Below are 19,405 nucleotides of genomic sequence, written 5' to 3' on the forward strand. Positions count from 1 at the left end.
CGCACATGCGCAACCAAGGTCTGACCCCGGAACAGGAACGGCTGATCGCGCTGACGCTGGCCAAGCAGGGCATCGCGCGCGACGCGCAGGATGCGATCGCGCCGCGGCCGGCGGGCGAGGCGGCGGCCGTGTCGCATGCGCAGCAGCGGCTGTGGTTTCTCGAGCGCCTGCATCCCGGGTCGCCCGCGTACAACGTACCGGTCGCGCTGCGTACGCGCGGCGCCGTCGATGCGGCGGTGCTCGCGCGCGCGCTGAACGCGATCGTCGCGCGACACGAGGCGCTGCGCACGACGTTCGTCGAGCGCGACGGCGAGCCGTGCGCGATCGTGCACGAGACGCTGAACCTCGACGTGCCGCGCATCGATATTTCAACGCTCGACGCGACGGCGCGCGCCGCCGAAATCGCGCGCCTCGCCGCCGCCGACGCGACCGGCCTGTTCGATCTCGCGCGCGGACCGCTGCTGCGCCTTTGCATCGTCGATGCCGGCGACGACGGCGCCATCGTCCTTTTCTGCATTCACCACATCGTGGCCGACGCGCGGTCGCTGCGCGTGTTCCTGCACGAGCTCAAAACGCTGTATCGCGCGTTCGCCGACGACCGCGAATCGCCGCTCGCGCCGCTGTCGATCCAATACGCCGACTATGCGGCGTGGCAGCGCCGCCGCCTCGACGGCGAGCTTTACGCGCGGCAGGCCGACTACTGGAAGGACAAGCTCGCCGACGCCCCGGCCGCGACGGCACTGCCGTACGACCGTTCGCGCCGGCCCGCCGCCGGCGCGAACGGCGCGCACGCGAGCATCGCGCTGCCGGCGCGCGTGCGCGAGGGCATCGGCCGCCTCGCCGCCGACACCGGGTCGACCGCGTTCATGGTCTGCCTCGCCGGCTTCAAGGTGCTGCTCGCGCGCTACGGCGACGCGAGCGACATCATCGTCGGCACGCCGGTCGAAAACCGCGGACGCGAACAGCTCGAACCGCTGATCGGCTTCTTCGTCAACACGCTCGCGCTGCGCACCGACCTCTCGGGCGACCCGAGCTTCCGCGACATCGTCGCCGCCGTGCGCGCGAGCGCGCTCGACGCGTTCGACCATCAGGATCTGCCGTTCGAAAAAGTCGTCGAGGAGGTCGGCGTCGCGCGCGAATTCGGCGAAACGCCGCTGATCCGCTGCATGTTCTCGTTCGCGAGCGAATCGGGCGCGGCCGACGACGGCCCGCGCTTTCTCGAAACCGCGACCGAAACGCCGACCGTCGCGAAGTTCGACCTGACCGTCGTCGCGGTCGAGCACGACAACGGCCTGCGGCTCGACCTGCAGTACCGCAGCGATCTCTTCGACCGCGCCACGATCGACCGGCTGGTCGGCCACTACGCGCGCTTGCTCGAAGGCGCGCTCGACAAGCCCGATACCGTGCTGTCGGCGCTGCCGCTTGCCTCGGACGCCGAACGCGAGACGGTGCTGCGCTGGGGCGAGGGCGCGCCGGCGCCGCGCGCGCGCGACGTCTGCGCGCGCTTCGAGGCGCACGCGGCGCGCGATCCGCACGCGATCGCGCTCGTCGACGGCGCACGCCGCGTCAGCTACGGCGAACTCGATCACGCGGCCAATCGCGTCGCGCACGCGCTGCGCCGCCAGGGCGTCGGGCGCGGCGCGCTCGTCGCGCTCGCGATGGAGCGGTCGGTCGACATGGCGATCGGCATGCTCGCGGCGCTAAAGGCCGGCGGCGCATATCTGCCGCTCGATACCGCGAGCCCGCCGCAGCGCCTCGCATTCGTGCTCGACGACGCGAAGGCCGCGTTCGTGCTCACGCGCGCGGCCGACGAGGTCGATCTCGACGGCACGATCGTGCCGCGCATCGCGCTCGACACGCTCGACGCCGACCTGCCGACGAGCGCGCCGGAGCGCGACGTCGCGCCGGAGGACACCGTTTACGTGATCTACACCTCGGGTTCGACCGGCCGGCCCAAGGGCGTGGAAGTGCCGCAGCGCGCGCTCGCCAACGTCGTCGACTGGCACGTGCGCACGCTCGCCGTCGCCGCGGGCGACGCGTGTTCGCAGCTCGCGGGTGCCGCGTTCGATGCCGCGCAGCTCGAATGGTGGGGCGCGCTCGCCGCGGGCGCCACTTTGCACATTGTGGACGATGCGACGCGCGCCTCGCCGCGCGCGCTGATCGCGTGGCTCGCCACGCACGGCATCGCCGTCGCGTTCATGCCGACGCCGCTCGCGCATGCCGCGCTCGACGAACGCTGGCCCGCCGCGACGCGGCTGCGCGCGCTGTTCGTCGGCGGCGACGCGCTGCACCGCACGCCGTCGGCCGCGCTGCCGTTCACGCTGTACAACGACTACGGTCCGACCGAAGCCGCGGTCGTTACGACGTGCGCGGCGTTCGCGCCGTCGGACGCCGCGGCCGACATCACGATCGGCCGGCCGATCGACGGCGCCGTCGTGCGCGTGCTCGACACCGCCGGCAACCCCGCGCCGATCGGCGTGATCGGCGAGTTGTGCATCGGCGGCGCCGGCGTCGCGCGCGGCTATCGCAATCATCCCGAACTGACCGCTGCGCGCTTCGGCATCGATCCGTTCGATGCGGCGGGCGCCGCGCGGCTGTATCGCACCGGCGACCGCGCGCGCTGGCGCGGCGACGGCACGCTCGACTTCGCCGGCCGCAGCGACGATCAGGTGAAGATTCGCGGCTATCGCATCGAGCTCGGCGAAGTGCAGGCCGCGCTGCTCGCGCAGCCGGGCGTGCGCCAGGCCGCGGTCGTCGCGCGCGGCGAGGGCATCGAGCGGCGCCTCGACGCATACGTCGCGGCGGCGCCCGGCGCGAGCCTCGATCACGAGCAGGTGCTCGCCGGCGCGCGCCGCGTGCTGCCGTCGTACATGGTGCCGGCGGCGCTGCGCGTGCTCGACCAGCTGCCGTATACGCGCAACGGCAAGCTCGATCTTGCCGCGCTGCGCGCGACACAGCCGTCGTTCGACGCCGAGCCGTACGTGGAACCGGCGACGCCGACGCAGCGGCTCGTCGCGCAGACGTGGGCCGACGTGCTCGGCGACGCGCTCGGCGGCCGCGCGGTCGGCGCGAACGACAATTTCTTCCGGCTCGGCGGCCATTCGCTGCTCGCCACGCGCGTGGTGTCGCGGCTGTCGGCCGCGCTCGGCGCCGAGCTGCCGCTGCAGGCGCTGTTCGAAGCCGGCAGCGTCGCCGCGCTCGCCGACGGCATCGACGCGCGGCGCTGGAACGATCAGATGTCGGTCGCGCCGCCGGTGCTGCCGCAGCTGCGCAGCGGCGACGACACCGACACGTTCGTGCAGTCGCACGCGCAGCAGCGCCTGTGGTTTCTGCAGCAGCTCGACCCGGCGTCGGCCGCGTACAACGTGCACTCGCTGCACGCGCTGCGCGGCGCGCTCGATCCGGCCGCGCTGCAGCGCAGCCTCGACGCGATGGTCGAGCGCCACGAGATTCTGCGTACGCGTTTCGCGATGGAGCCGAACGGACGCCTCGTGCAGATCGTCGACCGCCGCCGCACGATCGGCATCGCGCTGACGAATCTCGAATCGCTGCCGGCCGACGTCGCGCGCGAGAAGGCGCGCGCGCTCGTCGACGCCGATATGGACCTGCCGTTCGACCTGCAGCAGGGGCCGCTCGTGCGCGTCCATCTGCTGCGCTTCGGCCCGCACCAGCATGCGCTCGTCGTCGGCATGCACCACATCGTCACCGACGCGTGGTCGATGGAGGTGTTCCTGCGCGAGTTCTCGCAGCTCTACACCGGCTTCGCGCGCGGCGTGCCGGCCGCGCTCGATCCGCTGCCGGTGCAGTACGCCGACTTCGCCGCGTGGCAGGAAGACTGGATGAACTTCGGCGTGCTCGAGGAGCTGCTGTTCTACTGGCAGGAACGCCTGCGCGACGCGCCGCCGGAACTCGCGCTCGTGACCGACCGGCCGAAGAACCTCAAGCAGACCCCGTCCGGCGGCGTCGTGACGTTCGGTCTCGACGCATCGACGCTCGCCGCGGTCAAGGCGTTCGCGCACCGCGCCGGCGCCACGCCGTTCATGGTGCTGCTCGCGGGCTTCAAGGCGCTCCTGTCGCGCTACAGCGACCAGCACGACATCGTGCTCGGCGTGCCGGTGGCCAACCGCACGCGGCAGGAGCTCGAGCCGCTCGTCGGCTTCTTCGTCAACACGCTGGTGATGCGTACCGACCTTTCGGGCGACCCGTCGTTCGACGAGGCCGTGGGGCGCGTGCGCGACACCGCGATCGGCGCGTTCGCGCACCAGAACCTGCCGCTCGAGCGCCTGATCGAACGGCTCGGCCACGAGCGCCGCTGGCAGCGCTCGCCGCTGTTCCGGTCGATGTTCGTGCTGCAGAACGCGCCGCATTCGCCGCTGCGCCTGGACGGCATCGACATCGAACCGATGGCGCTGACGCCGAAGGCGTCGAAGTTCGACCTGAGCCTGTTCCTGCAGGAACAGCAGGACCGCCTGCTCGGCCTCTTCGAATACAGCACCGATCTCTTCGATCGCGCGACGATCGAGCGCATGGTCGAGCACTACCGCCTGCTGCTCGACGCGGCGCTGCTGTCGCCGCGGACGCGCCTGTCGGCGCTGCCGCTCGTGACGGTCGACGAGCGCGAGCAACTGATCGCCTGGGGTCGCGGCGCGATGCCGGCGGCGGAGGCCGACGACGTGGTCGGCCGCTTCCGCGCGCATGCCGCGCGCGCGCCGCAGGCGCTCGCGATCGCCGACGGCGCGCGCAGCCTGACGTACGCCGAACTCGACGCGCGTACCGACGGTCTCGCGCACGCACTCGCTCGGCAGGGACTGCAGCCGGGCCAGGTGGCGGCGCTCGCGCTGCCGCGCTCGATCGAAACGGCCGTGGCGGCGCTCGCGGTGCTCAAGGCGGGCGGCGCGTTCCTGCCGCTCGACATCGCCAATCCGCCAGAGCGCCTCGCCTACATTCTCGGCGACGCGCAGGTGTCGATGGTGCTCGTGCGCGAGGGCGACACGGTCGATCTCGGCGATGCCGCGTCGCGCGTCGCGCGCGTCGCCGTCGACGCGGCGCACGAAGCTGCGCCGGGCGCCGTGCCGGCGCACCGCATCGCCGCGAACGATCTCGCGTATGTCATCTACACGTCGGGTTCGACCGGAAGGCCCAAGGGCGTGGAGGTCGAGCACGGCGCGCTCGCCAACCTCGTGGCGTGGCAGACGGCGACCTTCGACATCGACGCGGCCGACCGCTGCTCGCAGCTCGCGGGCGCCGCGTTCGACGCGACGCAGCTCGAATGGTGGGCGGCGCTCGCGAACGGCGGCAGCCTGCACATCGCGGACGATGCGACGCGCGCGTCGCCGACCGCGCTGGTCGCATGGCTCGCGGCCTCGCGCATCACGCTCGCGTTCATGCCGACGCCGCTCGCCGAAGCGACGTTCGACGAGGCGTGGCCGGCCGACACGGCGCTGCGCGCGCTCCTGACCGGCGGCGACGTGCTGTACCGCGCGCCGCCCGCGGGCCTGCCGTTCGCGCTGTACAACGCCTACGGCCCGACCGAGGCGACCGTCGTCACGACGTGCGCGCCGATCGCGCCGGCCGGCGACAACGACGCCCGACCGACCATCGGACGTCCGATCGACGGCATGCTCGTGCGCGTGCTCGACGACGCCGGACAGCCGGTGCCGGTCGGCATCGTCGGCGAGCTGTACGTCGGCGGCGCGGGCATCGCGCGCGGCTATCGCAACCAGCCGGCGCTGACCGCCGAACGCTTCGTCGCCGATCCGGTCGACACGCACGCGCGCACGCGGCTGTACCGCACCGGCGATCGCGTGCGCTATCGCCAGGACGGCAGCCTCGACTTCGTCGGCCGCGCCGACGACCAGGTCAAGATTCGCGGCTTCCGCATCGAACTGGGCGAGGTGGAATCGGCGCTGCGCCGTCTCGACGGCGTCAGGCAGGCCGCGGTCGTCGCACGCGAGGACGTGCCGGGCGACAAGCGCCTCGTCGGCTACGTCGTCGTCGACGCCGATGCCGGCGCGATCGACGGCGATACGCTCGCCGCGTCGCTGCGCACGCAGCTGCCGGACTACATGGTGCCGGCCGCGATCGTGACGCTCGACGAGCTGCCGCTCGCGCCGAGCGGCAAGATCGACCGGCGCGCGCTGCCGAAGCCGGCGATCGAGCGCTATGTCGACACCGACGATCTCGTGCCGCCGCGCGACGACGTCGAGCGCGAACTCGTCGCGATGTGGGAGGCGCTGCTCGACTACAAGCCGGCCGGCATCAACCACAACTTCTTCCGCTACGGCGGCCACTCGCTCAACGCGCTGTCGCTGCGTTCGCGCATCGAGGCGATGTGGGGCGTGCGCATCGACCTCGTCGCGCTGTTCGAAGACGGCACGGTCGCGCACCTCGCGCGGCACGTGCGCGCGCTGCGCGACGCGGCCGGCACGGCCGACGCGCCGGCCGCCGCGGCGGCGCCGCCGGCGAGCGGGCCGAGCTGGTTCGCGCGCCTCATGCAGCGGCTCGGTATTTTCCGCAACGTGGCGCGCGCGCCGCGCTTCAAGCCCGAGGAAATCGCGCGCACCGTCAGCGTCATCGAACCGGGCGGCACGGGGCCGGCGCTGTTCCTCGCGCATTCGCCCGGCGGCGGCGTGCTGTGCTACGCCGAGCTCGCCCGGCAGCTCAAGGGGCAGATGCCGCTGTACGGCCTGCGCGCGGCCGACGCGGCGCGCGCGCCCGGCACGGTCGAGGCGCTCGCGGGGCTGTACGTGCAGGCGATGCGCAGCGTGCAGCCGCAGGGGCCGTACGCGCTGTGCGGCTGGTCGCTCGGCGGCGTCGTGGCGTTCGAGATGGCGCGGCAGCTGCGAGAGGCCGGCGAGGACGTCGCGGGCGTCACGCTGCTCGACAGCTATCCGTTCGATCCGCGGCTCGATTCGGCCGACCTCGACGACAACCAGGTGCTCGACGCGTTCGTGCGCGATCTCGTGCTGTCGAGCGGCGGCAAGCTCGCGCCCGACTGGTTCCTCGATGCCGACACCGGCACCGACGCCGATCCGCGCATGCAGGCGCTCGCGGCGCTCCAGTCGCTGGGCGTGCTGCCGGCCGACTTCTCGCGCGAGGAGTTCGCCGCGCGCATCGCCGCGTACAGGGCCGCGTACAAGGCGTGGACGCGCTACGCGCCGAAGCCGTACGCGGGCCGCGTCGATCTGGCGATGGCGATGGATTCGCTCGATCTGCTCAAGCGCAATCCGACGCAGGCGTGGGGCGCCTACGCGGCCGGCGGCATGGCGATCGACGTGGTGCCGGGCGATCACTATTCGATTCTGCGCACGCCGGCGGCGCGCCAGATCGGCGACGGGCTCGCAGCGTCGCATCGCGCGCGCGCAACGCCGCGCGCCGCGGCGGCCGAGTGACGAAACGATGAATCATTGTGAACAAGCTGCCACATAGGGGAGACGAGCGATGAGCGCGGTCAGCAAGCCCTGGTTCGCCGAAGACGGCACGCCGTTCAACGGCACCGAACCGTTCTATTTCAACACCGACGACTTCGCGTGGGTGAAGGAGGTCGAGTCGCAGTGGGAAACGATTCGCGACGAGCTGTACGCGCTCGTCGAGGACGACACCGCGCTGACGCCGTACGCCAACCGCATGATGACGTCGCGGCCGAACCAGTGGAAAACGTTCGGCCTGATGTTCTGGAGCGTCAAGCACGAGGCGAACTGCCGCCGCGCGCCCAAGACGTGGGCGATCCTGAAGAACGTGCCGAACATCTGCGCGATCTCGTTCAATCTGCTGGAGCCAAACACCACGATCAAGCCGCACAACGGCGACACCAACGCGATCATCCGCTGCCACATGGGCCTTGAAGTGCCGGCAGCGGCGCCACGCTGCGCGTTTCGCGTCGGCAGCGAGATCCGCAGCTGGGAAGACGGCAAGTTTCTGATGTTCTGCGACGCGCACGAGCACACCGCCTGGAACAACACCGAGCGGCGGCGCTACATCCTCGTCGTCGACGTGATGCGTCCGGAATACGTCGCGCTCAAGCGCCGCGTATCGAGCCGCGTGCTTGCGTCCATTTCGCTACAAATCTACTACCAGCGTTTCGCCTGGCTCAAGCGCTACGCGAGCGGCCGTTTCGGCAAGGCCGCCGTGACCGGGCTCCTGCGAGCCCTGAGCTATCTGCCGCTGTCGAGGAGCGCCGCATGAACCGCATCGTCGAAACCGCGTCCGCCTCGTCGGTGGCGCCCGCCGCATCCGCATCGTCGCCGTCGTGGGGCGAGCGCTTCAAGTCGCTGTTCCGGCGCCGGCCGCGCCCGTGGCTGTCCGACAGCTCGGTGCCGTATCCGGCCGGCATGCCGTTCCTGTACGACCCGAGCCAGTATTCGTTCGTGCCGCACGTGGAGGCGAACTGGCGGACGATCCGCGCCGAGCTCCTGGCCGCGCTGAACATCGCCGACAGCGGCCTCGAGCCCTACAAGGACATCGCCAAGACCGACAAGAAGGCCGCGTGGCGCACCGCGGGCCTCATGTACTGGACGATGAAGTCGAAAGAGAACATCGCGCGCTTTCCGAAAACCTGGGAAATCTTCAAGGACATCCCGAACCTCACGTCGTGCTCGATCCATCTTCTCGAACCGCACTCGACGATCAAGCCGCACATCGGCGACACCGACGCGATGCTGCGCTGTCACATGGGCCTCGTCGTGCCCGCGCCGCTGCCGCGCTGCGGCTTTCGCGTGGGCAACGAGATGACGTCGTGGGAGGAGGGCAAGGTATTCATCTTCAACGACGCGCGCGAGCACACCGCGTGGAACAACACCGACCAGAACCGCTACGTGATCTCGTTCGACGTGATCCTGCCGCAGTACGCCGGAATCCGGCATTGGATCGCGGCCCAGGTGCTCGGCAAGATCTACGTCGAGGTGATGTACCAGCACAAGGCGTGGCTGCGACCGTATGCCAAGGTTAAGTGGATCAATACCTTGTTGCACAAAGTGTCTAAGCTGATCTGGTACGGCAAGGTGCGCCTGCGCGCGCGGCTGCCGTGAGCCCGTCCGTCGCAATGCCATCGGGTCGCAAGGGGGCGCAATGTACGACGAACGACTGACGCCGGACGGCGAGACGATCGCCAGCAAGAAGGACTACGAGCTGTTCCCGATCGAAGGCAACGGCCTCGTGAAGCTCTTTCGAGCACACGTGCCGATCGAGCGGATCGAACGCGAGGCGCAGACGTCGCGGCTCGTGCATGCCGGGGGGCTGCCGAGCCTGCGCGTCGACCGCGCGCCGGTGCGCCGGCGCGACGGCCGCGTCGGCATCGTGTTCGAACGCGTGCCGGGCGAGCGGCTCTCGGCGCTGTACAGCCGGCATCCGGGCCGCCTGTTCGGGCTGACCGACCGCATCGCGCAGCTGCACCGCCACATCCACGAAACGCCGGCCGTAGAAGGCTTGCCATCGCAGAAAATGCGGCTCGGCGAGGACGTGCTGTCGGCCGGACGATTGTCGCTCGATGCGCGCCGCACGCTCTATCGCACGCTCGAAGCGCTGCCGGACGGCGAGCGCGTGTGCCACGGCAATCTGCATCCGAGCCACGTCCTCGTCGACGGCGACACGACGATCGCGACGGAGTGGGGCGACGCCGTCAACGGCAATCCGCTCGCCGACGTCGCGCGCACTGCGATCATCCTGCGCTATCCGGTCGCGCAGTCGGCCGACTACGGCTCGCGCGCCGCGCGCATCTACTGCCTGCTGCGCAGCGCCGTGTACGTGCGGCGCTACTTCGCGGGCGACCGTTCGCGTCTGCCGGAGCTGCGCCGCTGGCTCGTCGTATGCGCTGCGGCGAGGCTCAGGGAAGAACTGCCGCCCGAATCCTCGCGCCGCATCGCAAGGCTCATCGCCGTCGCACTGCCGCGCCTGCGCGGCGCGCTGCCGGCCTGACCGTCGTATCCACAACCCAGGTGCCCGACATGTCCAGCGTTCGATCCGAAATGTGGTTCGCCGACGACCCCGTGCCGTTTCGCGGCAGCGAGCCGTTCTTCTACGACACCGCGCAGTTCGCGTGGGTGCGCGAGGTGGAGGCGCAATGGACCGTGATTCGCGACGAGGTGCTCGCGGTGCTCGCGGCGCAGGAGGCGCAGCTCACGCCGTACATGAACGAGAAGATGACGTCGCGGCCGAACCAGTGGAAGACGCTCGGCCTCATGTTCTGGACGCAGCGTTCCGTTGAAAATTGCGCGCTGTTTCCGAAATCGTGGGAGATCATCCGGAAGATTCCGCACCTGACCGCGGCGTCGTTCAACCTGCTCGAGGGCGATACGACGATCAAACCGCACATGGGCAACACGAATGCGATCATCCGGTGCCACATGGGGCTCGTCGTGCCCGCGCCGGCACCGCGCTGCGCGTTTCGCGTCGGCACCGAAACGCGCAGCTGGGACGAGGGCAGGTTCCTGATGTTCTGCGACGCGCACCAGCACACCGCGTGGAACAACACCGATGCCAAGCGCTACATCCTCGTCGTCGACGTGATGCGCCCCGAGTTCGCGCACGCGACGGTCGCGACGTCCAGCCGCGTGCTCGCCGCGATCTACCACGAAACGGCGTATCAGCGTAAACCGTGGCTCAAGCGCTGGTTCGGCGGCGCGCGCGGGCAGGCGTTCACGCTCGCGCTGTATCGCCTGGCGTATCGCTACGCGCTCGGGCGCGACCGCCTGTTCGGCCGCGCGTGACCCACGGAGCCAGTCGATGAACGCGCTCGCCCACACCGCGATACCCGCCGACGGCCGCTACGCCGACGTCGCGTCGATGCCGATCGAGGCGATCGATCTCACTTGTCCGCGCTTGTTCCACGACGACAATCACGAAGCGGTGTTCGACCGTCTTCGCGCCGAAGATCCGGTGCATCTGCAGCACGGCAGCGATAGCGGCGCGTTCTGGAGCGTTACGCGCTACGACGACGCGATGGCGGTCGACACGAACCACAAGGTGTTCTCGTCCCGCGACATCTCGCTCGTCGAAGACATGCCCGAGGGGTTCGACATCTCGATGTTCCTCGCGATGGACCCGCCGCGGCACACCGCGTATCGCGAGGCGCTCAAACCGCTGTTTTCGGCGATCCACGTCGCGACGCTCGAGGACGGCATCCGTGCCCGCACCCGGGCGATCCTCGACGAACTGCCGGTGGGCGAGACGTTCGACTGGGTCGAGCGCGTGTCGATCGAGCTGACGTCGTTCGTGCTGTCGACGCTGTTCGACTTTCCGTTCGAGGAGCGGCACCGCCTGATCGAATGGTCGGACCGCGCGGTGCTCAAGAACGCGCGCGAGGACGGCGCGAGCCTGCGCTGGGAAGACCGCCAGGCCGACCTCATGGAGTGCCTGCGCGAGTTCACGCGCATCAAGGACGAACGCGCCGGCGGCGACCGCTCCGATCTCGTCTCGGTGCTCGCGCACGGGCACGGGCAGAAGTTTCTGCGGCCGAGCGAATTTCTCGGCAATATTCTTCTCATGATCGTCGCGGGCAACGACACGACGCGCAATTCGATCACCGGCGGCGTGGTGGCGCTCAACCGCTTCCCCGACGAATACCGCCGCCTGCGCGACGATCGCAGCCTGCTCGCGGGCGCCGTCGCCGAAACGTTCCGCTGGCAGTCGCCGGTGGCGTACATGCGGCGCACCGCGGCGTTCGACACGCAGCTCGGCGGCAAGCGCATCCGCGCGGGCGAGAAAGTGCTGATCTGGTACGCGTCGGGCAATCGTGACGCGTCGGTGTTCGACGATCCGCACGCGTTTCGCATCGACCGCAAGAACGTGGCGAAGCACCTGTCGTTCGGCTTCGGCGTGCATCGCTGCATCGGCCTGCGCCTGGCCGATCTGCAGCTGCGCGTGCTGTGGGAGGAACTGCTCGACCGCTTCGATGCGGTCGAAACGGTCGGCGAGCCCACGTATACGCCGTCGACGTTCATCAAGGGCTATTCGCACCTGCCGGTGCGTCTGCACCGCAGGACGAAACGATAGGGTCGTTATGACGCAAAATGCACAAAGCGCATCCGAGCGCCAGTTCGCCGCCGCGGCCGATCCCGACGGCGTGTTCATCCGGCAGATGGACGCGCTGCTCGCGCGCGCGTCGACAGCGCCGCGCGCGCGTCGCGACTGGCGCGCGCAGCCGCTGCGACCGCTGCTGCTCGGCTACACCGGCAAAGGCAACGTCGGCGCCGACATCCGGGTGCGCGAAATGGTGCGCCAGATGCAGACGGTGTTCGGCCACGCCGGCTTCGATCCGCGCATCGTCGTGATGGGCAAGGTGCCGCTCGATCCGGTGCTCGATGCGCTCGCCAAGACGCCGTTCGACGGCTACTTTCCCGATTTCATCGCCCCGCGACTGGCCGGCCTCGACGGCGTGATCGCCTGCGAAGGGTCGATGTTCACGTCGAAATTCAGCGATATTCTCAGCGCGACCTTCGCCGGCGCGATCGGCCTTTCGGCGCGGCAGGGCCGCCTCGCGGTCGCCTACGGCGCCGAATCGGGGCGCATGAGCGAGCGCCTGCAGGCCTTCGTCGCGCGCGCGTGCGACCGCGGCCTGATCGTCGCGCGCAGCCGCACCACGCACGATCAGCTGCGTGCGCTCGGCGTGCCGTCGCGGCTCGGCGCCGACACGGCGTGGACGTTCGATCCCGGCGACGACGCGCTCGCCGGCGCGCGCGACACGCTGCGCGCGCAAGGCTGGGACGGTCGCAAGCCGCTCGCCGTCGTCTGCCCGATGAATCCGTTCTGCTGGCCGATCCGCGTCGACTTCGCCAAGGCGCGCGAACTGGCCGAAGCGGGCCTGCACGCCGATCTGCACTACGACGGCGTGCTGTTCCACACGACGTCCGAGGCCGCCGACGCCGCGTTTGCCGGCTATCTCGACACGCTGGCCGCGACGATCGCGCATCTGCGCGCGACCGGCCGGTTTCCGGTGCTCGTCGCGATGGAAAAACTCGACGGGCGCACCTGCGCGCGCCTCAACGCGATCGTGCGCGAACCGCTGCCGGCGTTCGTCAGCGGCGAGTGGCCGGCCGCGTCGATCGTCGCGCTGCTGCACAACGCGTCGCTCGTGGTCACGTCGCGTTTCCACGCCGCGGTGCTGTCGCTGAACGCCGGCGTGACGACCATCGGCATCGCGCTCGACGAGCGTATCCGCAATCTCTTCACCGAGAACGGACTGCGCGACTGGTTCTTCGCGTGCGACGACGCGCGGCTGACCGACGCGCTGATCGGCGCGGTGGACGCGTCGGCCGGCGCCGACCTGCGCGCGGCGTGCGACGGTCTCGTCGCACGGCAGATCCAGGCCATGGGTTCGATGGGGCTGCGGCTGCACGACGAAGTGGTGCGGGTGTTCCCGGACTTTCCGCCGTCGCCGCTGCCGCGGCAGTGGCGGGCGTTTCTGCCGCCGCTCTCGGCGCGGCTGCAACGCGTGCTCGACGAGGCCGACGCGCGCGCGGCGGGCGAGCGCGCGGCCTGAGACGGCTACTGCGCGGCGCCGCCCGACCCCGGCGCATAGCCCGCCGACCAGACGTTGCCGCCGCCGAGGTCGCAGGCGGCGTCGGCCTGGCCGACCTGAAACGGCCCGGTATAGATCGGACAGCGGCACGTCGCGAATCCGGTCGACTTGCCTTTCGCGTCGCGCTCGAACGTGCACGACGCCGTCATGCAGCCGGCATACGGCGCGGGCGTGCTCGTGCAACTCGTCTGCGCGAGTCCGTAGCTCTTGACGCGCGCGAAGCTGAAGGTCGACACCAGCTCGGCATCGGGCGCCATCGGCGCCTTGCCGCCCGCATCGGCCTCGAGATAGCCGCAGACCGGCGCGGTCGGCAGGGCCGTCGGCGTTCCGCCCGTCACCGACGAAACCTTGTCGGGCAGCTCGCTCGAGAGCAGGTTGGCGCACTTCGCGCCGTCCAGCCCGCAGACGCGAACGGTCTCGATATAGGCCTCGGTGTTGCGGATCGCATGGATGTCGACGTACGACGTACCCGACTCGGCGTAGCAGCCGCAGTTCGCGATGCCCTCATCGTCGTTCGACACGCGGCAGGGCAATGCCGGCAGCGCAGGGGAGCCGCGCTTTTTCTTCGGCGCGGTATTCGGGCCGGAGTAGAAGCACAGGGCGTACGACGTCGACGAGCAGGCGAGGAAATTGGTGGGCGACAGCACGATATTGGCGGACGCAGTACCGTATTGCGTCGTCCAGAACGCGTTGGGAACGTAGGGCGCGGGGCAGTTCTGCGTGCAGGTGGACGGGTTTTGCGCCGAGGCGGCGCCGAGCAGGAAGAAAATCGGCACGAGCGACATCAGCAGGCGGCGTACTGCGGCTTTCATGGCGTACTCCTTGCGGCGCGGCGATGCGCGCAAGTTTTACGCGTTCTATTGGAATATACAAATGTCGGGCGGCGCGGAGCGTCGGCGGCCGGCATCCGCTGGCCGGGGATTGCTCCCGCCCGTCGCGCCGTCGCGTGGCTGATCGGCTTTCGCGGGGACACCGCGCCGACGTGGGTCGTCCCGTGCACGAACGGGTGGAAAGTGCACGCCCCTTACAGCCGCCTCGACAGCCTGACACCCGTCATCTACGTGGCGACGGGCGGAAGACAATGGTGAAGACCGATGGTCGCTGTCGGCACTGCGCCGGAAGGTTCGCCGTGCGCCGCAAGAACTTCAAAAAGCCACAATGCCGACATTGGGACGTATTGTGCACACCTCTTGTGCAGGTCCCGTGTACGGCGCGACGGTCGGCGCGGGGTTTTCGGGCGCAGGCGTCGCGCAGCGCGGGCGTCGTTCGTGCCCGTGCGGCGCGAGAAGGATGTTCGCCGACCCGTGCGGGCTCAGTCGCTCGCGGACTTGTACGGGCACTTCCTGGCTTCGTTCTCGGCATGCGCCAGACAGCCGTCGGACCACAGCTGCTTCTGCTTCTGGTCGCGGTCGCATTCGTTCGCGCTGGAAAGCGGCGGGGGATTCGTGCAGGACGATTTGCCTTCGTTGCTCTTGAAGGCGTCGTAGCCGTCGTACCAGCAGTCGCAGCGGCTGCTGTCTTCCTTCGCCTGAACGGGGTTCGACGGCGCAAAAGCCAACGCGAGCAACCCCACGGCGATACGAGCAAGTGCGATCGTTTTCACGGGACACCTGACGTTGTGGATTGGACCACTTGGATACTACACCCGCTATTTTCGAATGTCGCCGGTAACGTTTGGCAGGTTTTCGTCGCGTGAAGAAGGCCTCTCAGTCGTATTCCCGCGGCACGAACGGCGTGTCCGGCGCCGACGCGCGCTTGCGCGCCACGGCGGCGTTGCGGCCTCGCAGCAGGCGCAGTTGCCAGCGTTTTTCCAGCCGCAACGCACGCTGGGGCCGGTGCCGCATCGCGTCGAGCACGCGCTTGGCCGCGAGCACCGCGTCCGGCGAGCGCGCCGCGATTTCTTCGGCCAGCGCGAGCGCCGCGGCGAGCGGATCGTCGACGACGTGCGTGACGAGTCCGAGCGGCTGCGCTTCGTCGCCGCGCACGATGCGCGCGGTGAACGTCAGCTCCTTGACCACGTCGGGGCGCACGAGCCCGGCAAGGCTGCGCGTCAGCCCCATGTCGGGCACGAGGCCCCAGCGCGCTTCCATGACGGAGAGCCGGCTGTCGGGCGCGGCGAAGCGGATGTCGGCCGCGAGCGCGAGCTGCAGGCCCGCGCCGTAGCAATGGCCGTGCACCGCGGCGAGCACGGGCACCGGCAGTTCGTGCCAGACGAGAAACGCCTGCTGGAACAGGCTGCGTCCCGGCTTGATCAGCTGCCACGCCGCCCACAGCCGATGGCGCGGCTCGGCGAGGTCCGCAAGGTCGATGCCGGACGAAAACGCCTCGCCCGCGCCGCACAGCACGACGGCGCGCAGCGCGCGGTCGCGCCGCAGCGCGCGCGCCGCCGCGTCGAGGTCGCGCAGCATCCGGAAGCTCACGGCGTTGCGCTTGTCCGGCCGGTTCAGGCGCACGACGGCGACGTCGCCGTGGCGTTCGATCTGCAGGGTCGTCATGCGTGCAAACGTATCACGGCGATCGCGCAATGCGCGTTTGAACGACGTTCGACAACGGGCTTTACACTCTCGGCGGCGACCGTGCGTCGGTGCTTTCCGCTTCCCTCATTCAAGGCGTTCCATGAAACTTGCGATTCGCGTCGTCTGCGCGGTGTCGTTCCTGCTCCCCGCGATGGCGGCATCGGCGCAGCCCGCGCCGGAAATCCGCGTCGACGACGTCGACCGCTTCTATGCGATCTACGACGCGGCCGGCGGCAAGCCGACGCAGGAACAACTGCAGCGCGACTATCTGGACAAGGGCAGCACCGGCCTCGCCGAGTTCGCCCGATTGCGCCGGATCACCGGCGAGCGGATCGCCGCCGCGATCGCCGAAAAACCCGCGCTGTACACCGAGGCCCGACGCTGCGTCGCGGTGCTGCCCGCGGTCAGGGTGCGGCTCGGCCAGGCGTTGAACAAGCTCGCCGGGCTCTATCCGAAAGCGGCCTTTCCGCCGGTCACGCTCGCGATCGGGCGGGGCAAGCCGGTCGGCACGGCCAACGCGTCCGGCGTCATGATCGGCCTCGAAGCGCTGTGCGCCGTGGACTTTCTCAATCCCGACCCGGAAGCGCGTTTCGTGCACGTCATCGCACACGAATACGGCCATGTGCTGCAACCGGGCGCACAAGTGGAAAATGACGACGAAACGGTGCTCAAGGCGTCGCTGCTCGAAGGCGGCGCCGAGTTCATCGCCGAGCTGACGTCGGGCGCGGTCGGCTACGGGCATCTGCAGGCCGCGACGAAGGGGCGCGAGGCGGAAGTGGAGAAAGCGTTCGTCGCCGATCGGGACAAGAAGGCCATGGGCTCGATCTGGCTGTACAACGGACGCGGTACGCGCGAATGGCCCGGCGACCTCGGCTACTGGGTCGGCTATCGCATCGCGAAGGCCTATTACCGCCACGCGCCGGACAAGCAGGCGGCCGTTCTCGACATCCTCGAGGTGAGCGACGCGAAGGCGTTTCTCGACAAGAGCGGCTGGCGTCCGGGGATCGCGCTCGACTGACGCGCGAACCGCGGACCTGGTGGCCCGCAACAGACAAATCGAAAGCAGCTCGCTGGTTCCGGCCGCGCAGCACCTGCTGCTCACTCGGCCAATAGCGGATGCCATCGGCCTCGCTCCGCGGGGGCATCCCGCACGACCCGTTCTTCGCGATCCCCCTGAAAGGGCGCGGCGTCCATGGACGCGAGTCCTTCCGCCGCGGCGCGAAGACGCGCGGCGGCGGGCTGGTCGAGTATTCGTGTTCCTCGATGACGGGCGCGCGGACTCTTCGCCGAACGTGTTGACGTTGAATTCCCGCGGCAGGTTGCGGTCGGTGCAGTAGAACTGCAGGCCGAGTCCGGACTCGATCGTCAGGCCCGCGCTCCGACGGAAATGCACGTCGTTAAGCCGCTTGTTCGGGTAGAGCTGCCTTTCGTCGATGAAACCGAAGCCGTTCACGGGGCAGTAGACGACGTACAGCTCGGCCCAGTCTTCGTCCGGCAGCTTTCCGCCGGTCGACGTGAAGGTCGTGAAGCAGACGTAGCCATCCACGCCGCTGTTCATGCACAGGCTGCCGGCGCCGCGCCCATTCGGTCTTGCGGTGAAAAATTAAGTGAATACGCAACGAGGGTCGTCGAGCGGGTGGGGCGTCGTGCGGTAGATCGTCACCTGGCGAAAGGTGGGGCGGGGCGCTCGCGACGCCGCGACGCGATCGCCGCGGCCGCGTCGCGCGACATCTTCCAATAACAACGATTGTGGACGACAGGTCCGAAGCGGCGGCTTGCTCCGTGCGTCGCGTCATGCCCGCGGCGCGCGAACTCCCACGTTCTGGAACGGGATTCGAGCGGGAAACGACGGTCCGTGAACGCGTGATAGTTCCGGGCTGCCGCCTGCGCTTGATTGTTGGCCGCCGGTCGGCGCATGCGCCGCATGCGCGTGACCGGCCGCGAACGGCACTACACCAAACAGGGGGATACATTCATGCGCAAGACCATGCTCGCCGCCGCCGCGGCGCTCGTCATGTTTTCGTCGGCCGCGAGCGCGCGCGACGTCTCGTTCTCGGTCGTCAACAAGACCGGCAGCACGATGAAGAAGTTGTACGGCGGGCCGTCGTCGACCAACAACTGGGGCGACAACATCCTGCAGGGCTCCATTCCGTCGGGCTCGACGCTCGAAGTGACGATCAGCGGCACGTCGACCTGCAAGTACGACTTCCGCTACGAAGTCGACGGCAGCGAGCCGCTCGAAGAATACGGCATCGACATCTGCGCGATCGACGGCGAGGAATTCGTGATCGAGTAACGCCCGGTCGCGCATGCGTTTGCGGACGCCCCGGTCATGCCGGGGCGTTTTCGTTTCCGGGAATGCTTGCCGACGACGTCGTCGGGTTTATTTTTTCATCGAATTTTCAAGGAATGCCCGCAAGGCGAGCACGTCGCGATGCGCTTCCAGACCAGGCGCGCAGACGAAGTGATAGGTCTCGCCGGGAAGCACCGGCGCGAACGGCGCCACGAGCAGGCCCGCGGCCAGCGCGTCGGCCACCAGCACCAGACTGACGATCGCCACGCCCTGGCCGGCGATCGCGGCCTGTACCGCCAGCATGCTGTCCGGAAATCGCGCGCCGGAGCGCGTATCGAGGTCGGCCAGCTCCGCTTTCGCACACCAGCGCGGCCAGTCCGGCGGCGGTTCGGGTATGCGCCGGCCGTCGATGTGGATCAACGCGGCGCGGCGCAGATCGTCGAGCGCCGTCACGCCCAGCCGCGGACTGCAGACCGGCGCGAATACGTCGTCCCGCAGCGGATGCGCGGCGACCCCGGCGAACGGACCCTTGCCGTAGCGCACGGCCACGTCCACGTCGCCCGCGCGCAACGCGACGATCTCGTTCGAGGCATGCAGGCGCAGGTCGACGTCCGGCAGCAGCCGGCGCAGCTCGCCCAGCCGCTGCACCATCCAGTGGCTCAGGAAAGCCGTGGTCGAGGTCAGCGTCAGCGTGGCCGGCGCCTGCCGCCGGCGCAGCGTCTCCAGCGCACCGGCGATTTCCGCGAAGCCCGACGCGACGGCGTCGTAGAGCACGCGGCCTTCGTCCGTCAGGCGGACCGAGCGCGGCGAACGCTCGAGCACGCGAACGCCCACGTGCGTTTCGAGCTGGCGAATGTGGTGGCTGATCGCCGTGGGCGTGACGAACAGTTCCTCGGCCGCGGCCTTGAAACTCGATCGCCGCGCCGTCGCCTCGAAGGCGCGCAGCGATGCCAGCGGGGGAAGACGTTGCGTGCCGATGATGAATTGTCCTCATCTTCAAGGTGAAAAATGCGCGTTTGAGCATGACGAGTCGGCGGTCTACGCTGATCGCACTTCATGATAGTCGCATGCGCCACGGAGAAG

At 69.4% G+C, this 19,405-nt stretch carries 14 protein-coding genes; 10 read left to right on the forward strand and 4 right to left on the reverse strand.

The annotated features are described in order from the left end of the window. Positions 1-5 precede the first annotated feature (5 nt). Genes OD750_RS26790 through OD750_RS26820 form a run of 7 tightly spaced genes read left to right on the forward strand, consistent with a single transcriptional unit; the run spans position 6 to position 13,474 of the window. Positions 6-7,391: a non-ribosomal peptide synthetase gene (locus OD750_RS26790; protein ID WP_263542564.1), complete on the forward strand. Its 7,386-nt coding sequence runs from the start codon at positions 6-8 to the stop codon at positions 7,389-7,391. 49 nt (positions 7,392-7,440) lie between these two features. Continuing rightward, positions 7,441-8,184: an aspartyl/asparaginyl beta-hydroxylase domain-containing protein gene (locus OD750_RS26795; RefSeq protein WP_263542563.1), complete on the forward strand. Its 744-nt coding sequence runs from the start codon at positions 7,441-7,443 to the stop codon at positions 8,182-8,184. Then, complete coding sequence (locus OD750_RS26800; protein ID WP_263542562.1) at positions 8,181-9,026, forward strand: aspartyl/asparaginyl beta-hydroxylase domain-containing protein; 846 nt, start codon at positions 8,181-8,183, stop codon at positions 9,024-9,026. The genes OD750_RS26795 and OD750_RS26800 overlap by 4 nt, the downstream gene beginning before the upstream one ends. Before the next feature lie 40 nt (positions 9,027-9,066). After that, positions 9,067-9,912, forward strand: coding sequence for an aminoglycoside phosphotransferase family protein (locus OD750_RS26805; protein ID WP_272842195.1), 846 nt, complete (start codon positions 9,067-9,069; stop codon positions 9,910-9,912). Positions 9,913-9,941: 29 nt separating this feature from the next. Continuing rightward, positions 9,942-10,703: an aspartyl/asparaginyl beta-hydroxylase domain-containing protein gene (locus tag OD750_RS26810; RefSeq protein WP_263542560.1), complete on the forward strand. Its 762-nt coding sequence runs from the start codon at positions 9,942-9,944 to the stop codon at positions 10,701-10,703. A gap of 16 nt (positions 10,704-10,719) precedes the next feature. Continuing rightward, complete coding sequence (locus tag OD750_RS26815) at positions 10,720-11,988, forward strand: cytochrome P450 (protein ID WP_263542559.1); 1,269 nt, start codon at positions 10,720-10,722, stop codon at positions 11,986-11,988. Positions 11,989-11,995: 7 nt separating this feature from the next. Further along, positions 11,996-13,474, forward strand: coding sequence for a polysaccharide pyruvyl transferase family protein (locus OD750_RS26820; protein ID WP_263542558.1), 1,479 nt, complete (start codon positions 11,996-11,998; stop codon positions 13,472-13,474). 5 nt (positions 13,475-13,479) lie between these two features. Here OD750_RS26820 and OD750_RS26825 read toward each other — a convergent pair whose 3' ends face one another. The 3 genes from OD750_RS26825 to OD750_RS26835 all read right to left on the reverse strand — a co-directional run bounded on the left by OD750_RS26825 (position 13,480) and on the right by OD750_RS26835 (position 16,008). Next, positions 13,480-14,325, reverse strand: a complete 846-nt coding sequence (locus tag OD750_RS26825; protein WP_263542557.1) for a hypothetical protein — start codon at positions 14,323-14,325, stop codon at positions 13,480-13,482. A gap of 500 nt (positions 14,326-14,825) precedes the next feature. Next, positions 14,826-15,116, reverse strand: coding sequence for a hypothetical protein (locus OD750_RS26830; RefSeq protein ID WP_263542556.1), 291 nt, complete (start codon positions 15,114-15,116; stop codon positions 14,826-14,828). A 103-nt stretch (positions 15,117-15,219) separates the two neighbouring features. Further along, positions 15,220-16,008 (reverse strand): crotonase/enoyl-CoA hydratase family protein, encoded by a 789-nt coding sequence (locus OD750_RS26835; protein WP_263542555.1) that lies wholly within the window; start codon positions 16,006-16,008, stop codon positions 15,220-15,222. A 121-nt stretch (positions 16,009-16,129) separates the two neighbouring features. Here OD750_RS26835 and OD750_RS26840 point away from each other — a divergent pair, with 121 nt between their 5' ends. Next, a complete protein-coding gene (locus tag OD750_RS26840; RefSeq protein ID WP_263542554.1) occupies positions 16,130-17,047 on the forward strand; it encodes a DUF2268 domain-containing protein in 918 nt (305 codons plus the stop codon). Between the two features lie 957 nt (positions 17,048-18,004). Next, positions 18,005-18,325: a hypothetical protein gene (locus tag OD750_RS26845; protein WP_263542553.1), complete on the forward strand. Its 321-nt coding sequence runs from the start codon at positions 18,005-18,007 to the stop codon at positions 18,323-18,325. Between the two features lie 87 nt (positions 18,326-18,412). On the opposite strand, the gene OD750_RS26850 is transcribed toward OD750_RS26845, so the two are convergent. Further along, positions 18,413-19,276 carry a LysR substrate-binding domain-containing protein gene (locus OD750_RS26850; protein ID WP_425508271.1) on the reverse strand — a complete coding sequence of 288 codons (864 nt, stop codon included), beginning with the start codon at positions 19,274-19,276 and terminating at the stop codon, positions 18,413-18,415. On the opposite strand from OD750_RS26850, the gene OD750_RS26855 reads away from it, so the two are divergent. After that, entirely contained in the window at positions 19,176-19,382 is a 207-nt protein-coding gene (locus OD750_RS26855) for a hypothetical protein (RefSeq protein ID WP_263542551.1), read from the forward strand. The two genes, OD750_RS26850 and OD750_RS26855, sit on opposite strands and share 101 nt — an antisense overlap. Positions 19,383-19,405: the final 23 nt, after the last annotated feature.

Source organism: Tahibacter soli (assembly GCF_025717065.2).
In the GTDB taxonomy this organism is placed as follows: domain Bacteria; phylum Pseudomonadota; class Gammaproteobacteria; order Xanthomonadales; family Rhodanobacteraceae; genus Tahibacter; species Tahibacter soli.

Coding starts and splice junctions, on each gene's coding strand:
- OD750_RS26790 (WP_263542564.1), top strand. CDS start 6: ATGCGCAACCAAGGTCTGACCCCGGAACAGGAACGGCTGATCGCGCTG.
- OD750_RS26795 (WP_263542563.1), top strand. CDS start 7,441: ATGAGCGCGGTCAGCAAGCCCTGGTTCGCCGAAGACGGCACGCCGTTC.
- OD750_RS26800 (WP_263542562.1), top strand. CDS start 8,181: ATGAACCGCATCGTCGAAACCGCGTCCGCCTCGTCGGTGGCGCCCGCC.
- OD750_RS26805 (WP_272842195.1), top strand. CDS start 9,067: ATGTACGACGAACGACTGACGCCGGACGGCGAGACGATCGCCAGCAAG.
- OD750_RS26810 (WP_263542560.1), top strand. CDS start 9,942: ATGTCCAGCGTTCGATCCGAAATGTGGTTCGCCGACGACCCCGTGCCG.
- OD750_RS26815 (WP_263542559.1), top strand. CDS start 10,720: ATGAACGCGCTCGCCCACACCGCGATACCCGCCGACGGCCGCTACGCC.
- OD750_RS26820 (WP_263542558.1), top strand. CDS start 11,996: ATGACGCAAAATGCACAAAGCGCATCCGAGCGCCAGTTCGCCGCCGCG.
- OD750_RS26825 (WP_263542557.1), bottom strand. CDS start 14,325: ATGAAAGCCGCAGTACGCCGCCTGCTGATGTCGCTCGTGCCGATTTTC.
- OD750_RS26835 (WP_263542555.1), bottom strand. CDS start 16,008: ATGACGACCCTGCAGATCGAACGCCACGGCGACGTCGCCGTCGTGCGC.
- OD750_RS26840 (WP_263542554.1), top strand. CDS start 16,130: ATGAAACTTGCGATTCGCGTCGTCTGCGCGGTGTCGTTCCTGCTCCCC.
- OD750_RS26845 (WP_263542553.1), top strand. CDS start 18,005: ATGCGCAAGACCATGCTCGCCGCCGCCGCGGCGCTCGTCATGTTTTCG.
- OD750_RS26855 (WP_263542551.1), top strand. CDS start 19,176: ATGTGGTGGCTGATCGCCGTGGGCGTGACGAACAGTTCCTCGGCCGCG.